Origin of the sequence: Sulfitobacter sp. 15WGC, from assembly GCF_005068605.1 — a bacterium.
In the GTDB taxonomy this organism is placed as follows: domain Bacteria; phylum Pseudomonadota; class Alphaproteobacteria; order Rhodobacterales; family Rhodobacteraceae; genus Sulfitobacter; species Sulfitobacter faviae.
Genome location: NZ_SZNL01000012.1, coordinates 32,177 through 43,867 on the forward strand (window position 1 = coordinate 32,177; position 11,691 = coordinate 43,867).

The window sequence follows — 11,691 nt, forward strand, 5'->3', positions numbered from 1 at the left end:
CCACTTGGCCCCTACATCGGGGGTCGACGGGTTCTGCCCTGTTCGTGAACGTTACATTCCAGTGGCCTTAAGCAAATCCGAGGGAGCTGGCTCTGTCCGAGCCCTGGTTCGGTTACCTGGCGCCCACCTGTACATACAGGTCCTCGGGAATATAAAACAGCAGCGGCAGGCGCGGTTCCCGTCACTTTCCCAAGACATCAATGTGGTAGATGGCCCCCTCGGGGCCACTTTCCCGCGCGTTTAGAACGCTTCGGGGCGCGCCTCGCGGGCCATATGGTCAAGTACGGCGTTGACAAAGCTCGGCTCGCGCCCATCGGGGAAGAAGGCATGGGCCACGTCGACATATTCCTTGATCACCACGCGCGGCGGCGTGTCGTCATGGCGGAACTCGGCCCCGGCGGCGCGGAACAGCGCGCGCAGGGTCGGGTCGATCCGGGCAATGGCCCATTTGGCGACGATGGCGCGGTTGGCCATCTGGTCGATTGGCGCTTGATAGTTCACCGCATCTTCAAGCACGCGAGAGAAGTGGTCGACATCCCCCTCCTGCATCTCATCGCCCTCATAGACGGCACCGAAACGGTGGTCGATGAATTCGTGACGCACGACATCGACCGTCTGCGCGGAATGCTCCATCTGGAACAGCGCCTGCACGGCATAGAGCCGCGAGGCCGACTTCATCTTACGTTTCTGGTTGCCCGAAGGCCCGTTGCTGGTCATGCGATGTTTGATCCATCCGTGTCGCCGGCCATCAAAGTGTCCTGCCCGAATGGCTTGAACCCGATGCCCTTGCTCTGGCGGCCCCATTTACGAGCGAGCGCGATAAGATGCAAGGCCGCAGCGGCCGCGCCGCCACCTTTGTTTTGCCCCTCGGGGTCGGCGCGCACTTCGGCCTGTTGTTTGTTCTCGACCGTGAGGATGCCATTGCCGATGCAAAGCCCTTGCAAGCCAAGCAGTTGCAAGGCACGGCTGCTGTCATTGCAGACGGTCTCATAATGCGTGGTCTCACCGCGGATGACGCACCCAAGCGCGACATAGCCGTCGAAATGGCTGCCCCGGTCGGAAATGCCGATGGCGGTGGGAATCTCCAACGCGCCGGGCATTTCGATCACCTCGTAACTGGCGCCCGCAGCCTCCAACTCGGCCTTGGCGCCGGTTAGAAGGCCGTTCGCAATGTCCGAGTAATAGGGCGAGACGACGATCAGCAGTTTCACCGGTTCGTCAAAGCTGGGGCGCGGCAGGATGGTATGCTCTTCGGCGGATGCCATGGCGATTACTCCGTAGTGATGGGCCGGGTGCCCACGATTTCCAACGCATAGGCGTCGAGGCCCAGATAGCGCGTGTCTGGATTGTCGGTCAGCAGGACCAGTTCATGCAGCCCCATTGTCGAGAGGATCTGCGCGCCAAGCCCAGTGCGTTTGATCGTGCGCGGGCGGTCGTCATCCTCTGGGTCGAGTTTGAGGCGCGGATAAGGATCGCGGAAGAGCACCACGGCCCCTCGCCCCTCTTCGGCGATGATCTGCATGGCACGGGGCAACTCATCCGCCGGGCTGGGGCCGAGCCCGAGAATATCTTCCAGCGCGTTGATCGCATGGGTGCGGATCAGCACCGGCTCGGGGGTTGAGATGTCGCCCTTGGTCAGCACCACATGGTCGGTGCCGGTGATTTGGTCGGAGAACACCCGCATCTGCCAGTCGCCGCCATAGGCGGAGGTCACGGTGCGGCTGTCGCGCTCCACCAGCAGGTTGTCGTGCTTGTGGCGGTAGGTGATGAGATCGCTGATCGTCCCGATCTTGAGCCCATGCGCGGCGGCGAATTCCACCAGATCGGGCAGACGGGCCATTTCGCCGTCGTCCTTCATGATCTCGCAGATCACGCCCGAAGGGTGCAGCCCCGCGAGGCGCGAAATATCGACCGCCGCTTCGGTATGGCCTGCCCGCACCAGCACGCCACCATCGCGGGCGCGCAGGGGGAAGACATGGCCGGGGGTGGCAATATCTGCCGAACCGGATTGTTCCGAGATCGCCACGGCCACGGTCAGCGCACGGTCGGCGGCAGAGATGCCGGTGCTGACACCTTCCCGCGCTTCGATGCTGACGGTAAAGGCCGTCTCATGCCGCGAGGAATTGTTCACCGCCATCATTGGCAGGCCGAGGTGATCGACCCGCTCCGCCGTCATCGGCAGACAGATCAGCCCGCGCCCATGGGTCGCCATGAAGTTGATCGCCGCAGCATCGGCAAACTCAGCCGGGATCACCAGATCGCCTTCGTTCTCGCGGTCCTCATGATCCACCAGAATGAACATGCGACCTTGGCGGGCGTCTTCGATGATCTCTTCGATGGGCGAGATCGCATCGCTCAGCCCTGTCTCGACCGGTCCGGGTTTGTCAAATTGCATCGGCTGCTTCCATCTATCTGTTGCCCGGCTCTTAGCCTGACCCGCGCCGCTTGGCCAGAGCGCGCCCCGAAGGGCGCAGCGTCACATCTCGTTCAGGCGTGCCACGTAACGGGCCAGCGTGTCGATTTCGAGGTTCACCAGATCGCCGACGCCTGCATCGCCCCACGTCGTCACCTCCTTGGTATGCGGGATGAAGTTGATGCCGAAATCGCAGCCATCGACATCATTCACCGTCAGCGAGGTGCCGTTCAGCGCCACCGAGCCTTTGGGCGCGATGAACCGCGCCAGATCCTCGGGCGCGCGCAGGGTCACGCGGGTGCTGTCGCCCTCGTCTTTCATCTCAATGATCTCAGCCACGCCATCGACATGGCCCGAGACGATATGCCCGCCCAACTCGTCACCCACCTTCAAGGCGCGTTCAAGGTTCACGCGTTTGCCCTCGCGCCAGTGCTGGCCGAGGTTTGTCTTAGCCACGGTCTCGGCGCTGATCTGCACCTCATACCAATCCGCGCCCAGCCCCACGACGGTCAGGCAGACGCCGTCGCTGGCGATGGAGGCGCCCATGTCGATGCCTCTGGTGTCATAGCCGGTCTGGATGCGCGCGCGCAGGTCGCCTTCCTGCTCCAGCTTGGTCACGGTGCCAACGTCTGTGATAATGCCGGTGAACATGGGGTAGGCTCCTTTGCTGGTTCCGCGCAGTGGTAAACCCGGTCACCGCCACAGGCAAGAGCGGGTGACGCCACATTGTCGCCCCTATTATATGGTGGTTGAAGGGCAAATGCCCACCGAAGGACCAGAATGACCGTGACCGCCGCCCCGACCAGAACCTTCCTGTTCCTGCAAGGACCGCATGGCCCTTTCTTTAACAGTCTGGGCAAGATGCTGCGCCGTGCGGGGGCCGAGGTCTGGCGGGTGGGCTTCAACGCGGGCGACCGGGCCTTTTGGTTTCACCCGTCGACATACATCCCCTATCGCGGCAGGGTCGAGGATTGGCCGCGCGTCTTTGCCAGCCTGCTGGACGACAAGCAGGTCACCGACATCGTGCTTTACGGCGACACCCGCCCCATCCATGCCGAAGCGGTGGCCGAGGCAAAGCGCCGTGGCATCACCGTCCATGTCTTCGAGGAAGGCTATATGCGGCCCTATTGGGTCACCTATGAGCGCGGCGGATCGAACGGCAACTCTCGGCTGATGGAGATGACCATTCCCCAGATGCAGGCCGCGCTCGCCCGCTCAGACATGGAAGCCCCCCTGCCCCCCGGCCATTGGGGCGACATGCGCCACCACATCTTTTACGGCGCGCTTTACCATTGGTTCGTGATGTTCCGAAACGGCGATTACCGCAATTTCAAACCCCACCGCAGCCTGCCGGTGACCAAGGAATTCCGCCTCTACCTCAAGCGGCTCGTGCTGATGCCGGTGCTGGCCGCCGACCGCCTGCTGGCCACGCTGAAGATCCGGCTGGGCGGCTTTCCCTATCATCTGGCGCTGCTGCAACTGGAGCATGATTCCTCCTTCCAGAAACATTCGCCCTTCAACACGATGGCCGATTTCCTTGAACTGGTGATCGAAGGTTTCGCCAAGGGCGCGCCGCAGCATCACCACCTCGTCATCAAGGCGCATCCGCTGGAGGATGGCCGCGTGCCGGTGCGGCGCGATGTCAAACGGCTGGCCCGCGCGCATGGGGTTTCCGACCGTGTGCATTTCGTGCGCGGCGGCAAGCTGGCACAGCTTCTCAATGACACCCGCAGTGCTGTCACGGTGAATTCCACCGCCGGGCAACAGGTGCTTTGGCGCGGCATCCCCCTCAAGGTCTTTGGCCGCGCGGTCTATTCCCAGCCTGAGTTTGTCTCGGACCAGCCGCTGCCGGAATTCTTTGCCACCGCCAACCGCCCCGACAACCGCGCCTATAAGGATTACCGCCGCTATCTGCTTGAAACCTCTCAGGTTCCGGGCGGTTTCTATGCCGCGCGCGGGCGGCGGCAATTGCTGCGCCAAGTGGTCGATATGATGCTCGCCGCCGAGGATCCCTATGACGCGCTGGAACAGGGCACCGCGGCCCCTCGGCAACAGTTGCGGGTCGTCACCTGAGTTAACCCATTCCGCCCTGTAGATTTTTTCGCTAGGCTGCGCTAAGTTGCAAAGTAATACGTCAAGACAATTGGCGATTTCGAGGCAGATATTTCAGGTCGAGGAGACCGGGCAGTGAAATCCGTATCTTTCCGGTGGGCGCGCCCCATCGCAGCGCTGGCGGCGGTGGCCGTCGTCTCATCATGTGGTTTGCCGCAGGTCGGGCCGAACAAACGGCAAATCTACGCAGGCTCTGTTCAGCGCGAGGGCGATGCCTTTGTCGTCAGCGTGAATGACCGTGTGACCCGCGCCACCGCCGTGGCCCCGGCGCTTGGCTTTTCGGAAAGCTTCAAGAATGCGGGCCGGGTCGGTTCCGACACGATCCAGCCGGGCGATATCCTTGGCATCACGGTTTATGAAAACGTGGACGATCCGCTTCTCGGCGTCGAAGGCGCCCCAGCCACCATGCTGGAAGAGGTGCAGGTCGACGGCGCGGGCTTTATCTTTATCCCCTACGCGGGCCGCATTCGCGCTGCGGGCAACACGCCCGAAGCGATCCGCCGCATCATCACCAACAAGCTGGGCGAGCAAACCCCCGACCCGCAGGTCGAAGTGCGCCGCGCCGCCGGTGACGGCTCGACCGTCTCGCTCATCGGTTCCATCGGGGCGCAGGGCGTCTACCCGATCGAGCGCCCCACCCGTACGCTGGCCGCCATGCTGGCACGCGCGGGCGGTGTGACCATCATCCCCGAAATCGCGCAGGTCACCGTGATCCGCGGCGGGCAGCGCGGCAAGATTTGGTTCCAAGACCTTTATGACCACCCCGAGCTCGACATTGCCCTGCGCCCGGGCGACCGGATTTTGGTCGAGGAAGACACCCGTTCTTTCACCGCGCTTGGCGCCACCGGCGGGCAGGCCCGCGTGCCCTTTGAATCGCAAAACCTCTCGCTCTTGGAAGGCATCGCGCAGGTGGGCGGTCTCAGCCCCCTCTCGGCCGACCCCACGGGCGTCTTCGTGTTCCGCAATGAGCCTGAGGAAGTCGCCGAACAGGTGCTGGGCCGCAGCGATCTGACCGGTGCGCAGCGCATGGTCTATGTGACCGACCTGACCAAACCCAACGGCATGTTCATGGCCCGCGATTTCGTGATCCGCGACGGCGACACGATCTATGTGACCGAAGCGCCCTTCACCCAGTGGAGCAAGGTAATCTCGGCCATCACCGGCACGGCGGGTTCGGCGGATAGCATCACCTCGCTGACCGAATGATCCACCCCGGTGGCATTCGAAGCTGACCCATACCAATACCCCGCCGCCGGTCCCGAAAGGAGCCGGCGGCTTTTCGTATATAACGGTGGATTTCTGACGCAGCGCCGCCTGCGGCGCATCCTGCAACTGTCGGGCCATTCCCTGCGCCTTGGCCTGCCCGGGCCGGATGATGCGGTGGCGGTCTGGGGTAACTCCCCCACCGCGCATCGCGGACTGGCCGTGGCGGCCAAACGCGGCGTGCCGGTGATCCGGGTGGAGGACGCATGGCTGCGCTCGCTCCACCCCGGTCGCGCGGGCGAGCCGCCCTTGGGCCTGCTGATCGACAGCCGGGGGGCGCATTTCGACCCCGCCCAGCCCTCAGACCTCGAAGAGCTACTGGCCCATCACCCGCTGGACAACACCGCCCTTCTGGACCGCGCCCGGGGCGGCATGGCGCAGATCGCCGAGGCGCATCTGACGAAATATGCGGGCTTTGACCCCGACCTGCCTGCGCCGGAGCCGGGCTATGTGCTGGTGATCGACCAAACCCGCGGCGACGCCTCGGTCACCGCTTCGGGCGCGGATCGTGCGCGGTTTCTGGAAATGCTCGTCTTCGCGCAAGAGGAACACCCCGGCGCGCGGGTCATCATCAAGAGCCACCCCGAGACCGCACAGGGCTACCGCGCCGGGCATTACGGCCCCGAGGATACCAACGAGCGGATCACCCTGCTGACCAATTCCATCAGCCCTTGGGCACTGTTCGAAGGGGCGGTGGGTGTCTACACCGTCTCATCGCAAATGGGGTTCGAGGCGATCTTTGCCGGTCACAGGCCGCGCGTCTTCGGCCAGCCCTTCTATGCCGGTTGGGGGCTGACGGAGGATGAATTCCCCGTCCAACGCCGCCAGCGCCGCCTTAGCCGCGCGCAACTTTTCGCCGCCGCGATGATCCTCTATCCGACGTGGTACGACCCCTATCGCGACGAACTCGGCAGTTTCGAGACGGCCCTTACCGCCCTCGCCGCGCAGGCCCGCGCGTGGCGAGAGGATCATCGCGGCTGGGACGCATGGGGCATGCGCCTGTGGAAGCGCCGCCCCCTGCAACAGTTCTTCGGAACGACCACGCCCCTTCGCTTTCGCAAAGGCGCGGCAGAAGCCCCCAAGCCGCCCCGCCGCGCCATGGTCTGGGCCAGCAAGGCCGAGGTCGCGCCCCAAGATGCGCTGCGGGTCGAGGACGGGTTTCTGCGCTCGCGCGGGCTGGGGGCCGAACTGGTCCCGCCCCTGTCGCTGGTCTGTGACGATCTGGGCATTTACTACGATCCCCAAGGACCGAGCCGGTTGGAGAAATGGATCGCGAAACGCGCAGACTTGCGCCCCGATCAACTGGCCCGCGCCCGCGCGCTGATCGCGGCGCTCACCGGGGCGGGCCTCAGCAAATACAACCTCGGCGGTGCCGCGCCCGACCTGCCGCCGGGGCGGCGCATCCTTGTCCCCGGACAGGTCGAAGACGACGCCTCCATCCTCACCGGCACGGGCGATGTGTGCAGCAATGCGGCCCTGCTGGCCGCCGCCCGCGCCGCAAACCCGGATGCCGTGATCCTCTACAAACCCCACCCCGATGTCGAAGCGGGCCTGCGCAAAGGCGCGACGGAGGCGGGCGAGGCCGATCTGATCCTGCATCACGCCGACCCGGTGGCGCTTCTCAGCCAAGTCGACGCGGTTTGGACCATGACCTCCCTCTTGGGGTTCGAAGCGCTCCTCCGCCGGGTCCCGGTGGTGACCTTGGGCGCGCCCTTCTACGCAGGCTGGGGGCTGACGGAAGACCGGGGCGATGTCCCGCCCCGCCGCCGCGCGACACCGACGCTCGAAGGGCTTATTCATGCCGCGCTCATCGATTACCCGCGCTACCGCGACCCGGTCAGCGGCTTGCCCTGCCCCGTCGAAGTGGTGGTCGAACGGCTGGCCACGGGCCGTCTGCCCCGCGCCGGGCTGGGCAACCGAATGCTGTCGAAGCTCCAAGGGGTCTTTGCCAGCCAGAGCCACCTCTGGCGGCGATAGCGCTTAACCGGCTGCGTTGCGCCGCCAGATGTGCAGAAGGTCCGGCCCAATCTGCTGACTGGATTGCAGCGCAAAGCGCGGGGCCTCGGCCAGCCGCGACAGGCCAAGCGCCCCGATGCCGGGCAGACCTTCGGCCCCGATCACCAGCCCGGCGGTGAACCCCACCAGCCGGTCGACCAAATCCGCCTCGATGAGCGAGGCGGCCAAGGCGCTCCCCCCCTCGCAGAAGATCCTTGTGAGACCATGCGCCGCCAATTGCCGCATCACATCCTGCGGGTCCAACTGCGCCCCGCGTGCGGCACAGGGCAGCAGTGTCGCCCCAAGATCGGCCCAGGCTTTGACCAAAGCCGGATCGGCATCCGCACCGTGGCAGAGGATCAAAGGCACCTCAGCCGCCGTGCGCGCCAGTTGCCCCATCAACGGCAGGTCGAGCCTGCGCGAGACGACGACGCGCGCCGGTTGCTGGGCAAGCCCGAGACCACGCACCGTCAGGCTTGGGTCGTCCTTGCGGGCGGTGCCCGCCCCGACCATCACCGCGTCATGGCGGCTGCGCATGGCATGGGTCAGCCGCCGCGCGGGGGCGTCGGTGATCCACTGACTTTCGCCCGTGCCGGTGGCGATCCGCCCGTCAAAGGAATTGGCCAGTTTCAGCGTGAGCATCGGGCGCCCCAGATCGGTGCGGCAGAAAAAACCGGCGTTATCCGCGCGGGCCGCATCTTCGTGCAGCCCGACCGAGACCTCGATCCCGGCATCTTGCAACATCGCGATGCCGCGCCCGTTGACCCGCGCGTCGTCATCTTGGGTCGCGATCACCACGCGGGCCACGCCTGCGTCGATCAGCGCCTGCGCACAGGGCGGCGTTTTGCCGTGGTGGGAGCAGGGTTCAAGCGTAACATAGACCGTCGCCCCCCGCGCCGCCGCACCGGCCTGCGCCAGCGCCTGCGGCTCGGCATGGGGGCGCCCGCCCGGCTGGGTCCAACCGCGCCCGACGATCCGCGTGCCTTGCACGATGACACAGCCCACCGCCGGGTTGGGCCAGACATTGCCCTGCCCGCGCCGCCCCAAGGACAGCGCCAGCGCCATATACCGCGCGTCGCTCACCCGCTCGCCGGTCACTCTTCCGGCAGGGCGTCGGGCCGCAGTTCCTGAACGAATTTGTCGAAATCGTCCGCGGCTTGGAAGTTCTTGTAAACAGAGGCGAAACGCACATAGGCCACGGTGTCGATCCGGGCCAGCGCCTCCATTACGATCTCACCGATATGTTTTGAGCTGATGTCGGTCTCGCCCATGCTTTCCAACCGGCGCACGATGCCCGAGATCATCTGATCGATACGTTCGGGATCAATGGGGCGTTTCTGCATGGAGATACGGATCGAGCGTTCCAGCTTGTCGCGGTCAAAATCCTCGCGCTTGCCGGAGGTTTTGATGACCACAAGGTCGCGCAGTTGCACCCGTTCATAGGTGGTGAAGCGGCCCCCGCAGGCCGGGCAGAACCGTCTGCGCCGGATCGAGACGTGATCCTCGGCCGGGCGGCTGTCTTTCACTTGGGTGTCGATATTTCCGCAAAACGGGCAGCGCATCGGCCGTCCCCCTCTTCATCCTGCCTCACTTGTGGGGCGCGCGGCCCTCTTGTCAAAACTTATAGGGGAGCCGCGAGGTTTTGGGTAGAGAAGATTTCCACAGCTATATCTTGCGTTCAAATATGTGTCATGGACCCAACGGCATGCCCCTGCGTTGGTCAGCGAAGGCTATAAACGGAGCATGTTATGACCAAGACACTTTTCCTGACCGGCGCCTCCAGCGGGATCGGCGCCGCCACCGCCCGCGCCGCCGCGAAAGCGGGCTGGAACATCGGCCTGTTTGCCCGCAGCGAAGACAAGCTGAACGACCTCGCCGCCGAGATTGGCGACCAAGCACTCGTGCTGGTGGGCGACGCTACCGACTACGACGCGCAGAAACAAGCGATCGACAAACTGGCCGATCACTTCGGACAGGTCGATGCCGCCTTTGCCAATGCCGGGCGCGGCACCAGCCCAGCGGGGACAGAGAATGGCGACCCGCAGGATTGGAAAGCGATGGTCGACCTCAACATCATGGGCGCACTCTATACCGCTCATGCCGCCATGCCGCATCTGCGCAAGACCACGGGGCAATATGTCGTCACCGGCTCTGCCGCCGGGCGGCGGCATATCCAAGGGTCGATCTACGGGGCGACCAAGTGGTTTATCCACGGCTACGCAGGTAACTTGGCGGATGAGATGGCCGAATGGGGTGGCCGCTGCATGGTGGTCTCACCCGGCATGGTCGACACCGCCTTTTTCGACGAGGCCAAACCCGACAAGTTGCAGCCTGAGGATGTGGCAGATGCGGTGATGCATGCGCTCGAAGCGCCCGCGCGGGCGGCGGTGCGTGAAATTCACCTGATGCCGACAGGGTGACCCCTGCCCGGTCCGGCGTCAGTCGGGCCGGAAATGCGCCGCGATGCGCCGCTCATGCGGGGCGTCGCGATGCTCGAACAAGTAGATGCCTTGCCAAGTCCCCAACATCATCCGCCCCCGCGCGACGGGGATGCTAAGGCTGACCGGCAGGACCGAGGCTTTGATATGCGCAGGCATATCATCCGGCCCTTCCATCAGATGCGTGAGATAGCGCATTTCTGGCGCATCGGCGGGCGGCACCAGCCGGGCGAAATAGGCCAAAAGGTCGCACTGCACATCCGGGTCTGCGTTCTCTTGGATCAGCAAAGAGGCCGAGGTGTGCTGCACCAAGAGCGTCAGCAGCCCGTCCCCCTGCCCCGCAATCCAGCGGGCCACGTCATTCGTGAACTCGTAGAGCGCCTGACCGCGGGTTTGAATGGTAAAGACTGTCTGCATCTCAGCAGGCCCCCCAGTGCTGCGCCTCAGCGTCCCAACATTGGCCAGCCGCCTCTTTCGCGTCGCTTATGGCAAAGAGGCCCAGTTCCGTTGACCCCCTGTCGCAAGAAAGCGAGGCGATCTCGCGCCCATTCTCGCGCACCGTCACCCCGCCATCGCTGACCTGATCGAGTTTGTCGAAAGAGCTATGGACCTCATATGTAAAAGCGCCATTCCGAAAGGTCGTGCTCTCCCAGATGGCGCGACTTATGCCCGGCCAAGGCTGATGCGCCACCTCCGTGATCGGGGCGCTCAGGATCAGATCGGGCGCGTCAGCCGGGCCGAAGCGGTAGATCACCTCTTCCCCGTCGAGGCAGACCTCCAACTGTTTTGCCCCTTGATCAATCGTACAGGTTAGAACCGTGGCGCTGCGCTGATGGCAGTGGGCAAGGGCTTGGCTGATGCCAAGGGTCAGAAACAGGCTGGCGAGCAGAAAACGCATGAGAAAAATCCGTCGTAACAATACCCGCAGAATAAGCCCGCCACCGCGTGAAAACAACGGCTTCCCCGGTTCAGAAATCCCGCAACTCAATTATGCGATCCAGACAGAACTGCCGCGCATGGTGGCTGGGCAGGTTCTCTCCCGCGCGGTTGATCGTGACGGAATAGGACTGCCCCCTGTCGCCGCTCGCCCGCTCAGGATTGGTGGTGTAAACGACGCCAGTGCGGCCCACGCCGCTCACCGACGGGCCGCGGGGGGTTTTGATATAAAGCCGCTCCCCGCGCGGAAGGCCCAGAACGTCCTGCGCAAACTCCGCTGCGGCGCACCAGATGTGACGCGCGCCTGCGCCGTGGTCTTCGATCACCTCGAACTCCTGCGCGGTAAGTGGCACGACGATCAGCCGGTTCTCGGCCCGGTAGGCCTGTGCGGCGGCTTGCAGCGGCAGCATAAGGCAAAGAAGGGTAAGGACAGTTTTGCGCATCATGGGAACCTTCTTGGGATACCCCCTTGATGTAAGCGGCGCGGGCGGCAGGTCAAAGACCCGCCCCGCAAAAGAAAACGCGGCCACCGGG

The 11,691-nt window shown here is 64.4% G+C and carries 13 protein-coding genes and 1 other RNA gene; 5 read left to right on the forward strand and 9 right to left on the reverse strand.

Going from position 1 to position 11,691, the window contains the following annotated elements; genetic code table 11:
- The first annotated feature begins 27 nt into the window (after positions 1 to 27).
- Positions 28 to 182: non-coding RNA, 6S RNA (gene ssrS, locus FCK22_RS11745), on the forward strand.
- Between the two features lie 58 nt (positions 183 to 240).
- On the opposite strand, the gene nusB is transcribed toward ssrS, so the two are convergent.
- The 4 genes from nusB to FCK22_RS11765 form a co-directional block, all read right to left on the reverse strand.
- Positions 241 to 717: a transcription antitermination factor NusB gene (nusB, locus tag FCK22_RS11750; protein ID WP_067264814.1), complete on the reverse strand. Its 477-nt coding sequence runs from the start codon at positions 715 to 717 to the stop codon at positions 241 to 243.
- A complete protein-coding gene (locus tag FCK22_RS11755; RefSeq protein ID WP_067264812.1) occupies positions 714 to 1,265 on the reverse strand; it encodes a 6,7-dimethyl-8-ribityllumazine synthase in 552 nt (183 codons plus the stop codon). Before FCK22_RS11755 ends, nusB begins: the two co-directional genes overlap by 4 nt.
- Before the next feature lie 5 nt (positions 1,266 to 1,270).
- Positions 1,271 to 2,395 carry a 3,4-dihydroxy-2-butanone-4-phosphate synthase gene (ribB, locus tag FCK22_RS11760; protein ID WP_067264809.1) on the reverse strand — a complete coding sequence of 375 codons (1,125 nt, stop codon included), beginning with the start codon at positions 2,393 to 2,395 and terminating at the stop codon, positions 1,271 to 1,273.
- 81 nt (positions 2,396 to 2,476) lie between these two features.
- Positions 2,477 to 3,064, reverse strand: a complete 588-nt coding sequence (locus FCK22_RS11765; protein WP_067264807.1) for a riboflavin synthase — start codon at positions 3,062 to 3,064, stop codon at positions 2,477 to 2,479.
- Between the two features lie 129 nt (positions 3,065 to 3,193).
- Between FCK22_RS11765 and FCK22_RS11770 the strand changes: the two genes are divergently transcribed.
- The 3 genes from FCK22_RS11770 (at position 3,194) to FCK22_RS11780 (ending at position 7,765) form a co-directional block, all read left to right on the forward strand.
- Positions 3,194 to 4,486: a capsular biosynthesis protein gene (locus FCK22_RS11770; RefSeq protein ID WP_067264805.1), complete on the forward strand. Its 1,293-nt coding sequence runs from the start codon at positions 3,194 to 3,196 to the stop codon at positions 4,484 to 4,486.
- Positions 4,487 to 4,600: 114 nt separating this feature from the next.
- On the forward strand, positions 4,601 to 5,731 hold the full coding sequence (locus FCK22_RS11775; protein ID WP_197470901.1) for a polysaccharide biosynthesis/export family protein: 1,131 nt from the start codon (positions 4,601 to 4,603) through the stop codon (positions 5,729 to 5,731).
- A gap of 9 nt (positions 5,732 to 5,740) precedes the next feature.
- The gene (locus FCK22_RS11780; RefSeq protein WP_136720438.1) at positions 5,741 to 7,765 is read left to right on the forward strand and encodes a capsular polysaccharide biosynthesis protein; all 2,025 of its coding nucleotides are present in this window, start codon (positions 5,741 to 5,743) and stop codon (positions 7,763 to 7,765) included.
- A gap of 3 nt (positions 7,766 to 7,768) precedes the next feature.
- Here the strand turns inward: FCK22_RS11780 and ribD are convergent, their stop codons facing one another.
- Positions 7,769 to 8,848, reverse strand: a complete 1,080-nt coding sequence (gene ribD, locus FCK22_RS11785; RefSeq protein ID WP_067264854.1) for a bifunctional diaminohydroxyphosphoribosylaminopyrimidine deaminase/5-amino-6-(5-phosphoribosylamino)uracil reductase RibD — start codon at positions 8,846 to 8,848, stop codon at positions 7,769 to 7,771.
- A gap of 29 nt (positions 8,849 to 8,877) precedes the next feature.
- On the reverse strand, positions 8,878 to 9,345 hold the full coding sequence (gene nrdR / locus FCK22_RS11790; RefSeq protein ID WP_067264800.1) for a transcriptional regulator NrdR: 468 nt from the start codon (positions 9,343 to 9,345) through the stop codon (positions 8,878 to 8,880).
- A gap of 186 nt (positions 9,346 to 9,531) precedes the next feature.
- On the opposite strand from nrdR, the gene FCK22_RS11795 reads away from it, so the two are divergent.
- Complete coding sequence (locus FCK22_RS11795) at positions 9,532 to 10,203, forward strand: SDR family oxidoreductase (RefSeq protein ID WP_067264795.1); 672 nt, start codon at positions 9,532 to 9,534, stop codon at positions 10,201 to 10,203.
- Between the two features lie 18 nt (positions 10,204 to 10,221).
- Here the strand turns inward: FCK22_RS11795 and FCK22_RS11800 are convergent, their stop codons facing one another.
- From FCK22_RS11800 to FCK22_RS11810, 3 genes are all read right to left on the reverse strand, one after another.
- On the reverse strand, positions 10,222 to 10,638 hold the full coding sequence (locus FCK22_RS11800) for a secondary thiamine-phosphate synthase enzyme YjbQ (RefSeq protein ID WP_067264792.1): 417 nt from the start codon (positions 10,636 to 10,638) through the stop codon (positions 10,222 to 10,224).
- 1 nt (position 10,639) lies between these two features.
- The gene (locus FCK22_RS11805; RefSeq protein WP_067264791.1) at positions 10,640 to 11,119 is read right to left on the reverse strand and encodes a hypothetical protein; all 480 of its coding nucleotides are present in this window, start codon (positions 11,117 to 11,119) and stop codon (positions 10,640 to 10,642) included.
- 70 nt (positions 11,120 to 11,189) lie between these two features.
- Positions 11,190 to 11,603 carry a hypothetical protein gene (locus tag FCK22_RS11810; protein ID WP_247738233.1) on the reverse strand — a complete coding sequence of 138 codons (414 nt, stop codon included), beginning with the start codon at positions 11,601 to 11,603 and terminating at the stop codon, positions 11,190 to 11,192.
- Positions 11,604 to 11,691 lie beyond the last annotated feature (88 nt).

Bases quoted from the DNA above. Each gene is read 5' to 3' on its own strand.
- nusB (WP_067264814.1), bottom strand. From the start codon at position 717: ATGACCAGCAACGGGCCTTCGGGCAACCAGAAACGTAAGATGAAGTCG.
- FCK22_RS11755 (WP_067264812.1), bottom strand. From the start codon at position 1,265: ATGGCATCCGCCGAAGAGCATACCATCCTGCCGCGCCCCAGCTTTGAC.
- ribB (WP_067264809.1), bottom strand. From the start codon at position 2,395: ATGCAATTTGACAAACCCGGACCGGTCGAGACAGGGCTGAGCGATGCG.
- FCK22_RS11765 (WP_067264807.1), bottom strand. From the start codon at position 3,064: ATGTTCACCGGCATTATCACAGACGTTGGCACCGTGACCAAGCTGGAG.
- FCK22_RS11770 (WP_067264805.1), top strand. From the start codon at position 3,194: ATGACCGTGACCGCCGCCCCGACCAGAACCTTCCTGTTCCTGCAAGGA.
- ribD (WP_067264854.1), bottom strand. From the start codon at position 8,848: ATGGCGCTGGCGCTGTCCTTGGGGCGGCGCGGGCAGGGCAATGTCTGG.
- nrdR (WP_067264800.1), bottom strand. From the start codon at position 9,345: ATGCGCTGCCCGTTTTGCGGAAATATCGACACCCAAGTGAAAGACAGC.
- FCK22_RS11795 (WP_067264795.1), top strand. From the start codon at position 9,532: ATGACCAAGACACTTTTCCTGACCGGCGCCTCCAGCGGGATCGGCGCC.
- FCK22_RS11800 (WP_067264792.1), bottom strand. From the start codon at position 10,638: ATGCAGACAGTCTTTACCATTCAAACCCGCGGTCAGGCGCTCTACGAG.
- FCK22_RS11805 (WP_067264791.1), bottom strand. From the start codon at position 11,119: ATGCGTTTTCTGCTCGCCAGCCTGTTTCTGACCCTTGGCATCAGCCAA.
- FCK22_RS11810 (WP_247738233.1), bottom strand. From the start codon at position 11,603: ATGATGCGCAAAACTGTCCTTACCCTTCTTTGCCTTATGCTGCCGCTG.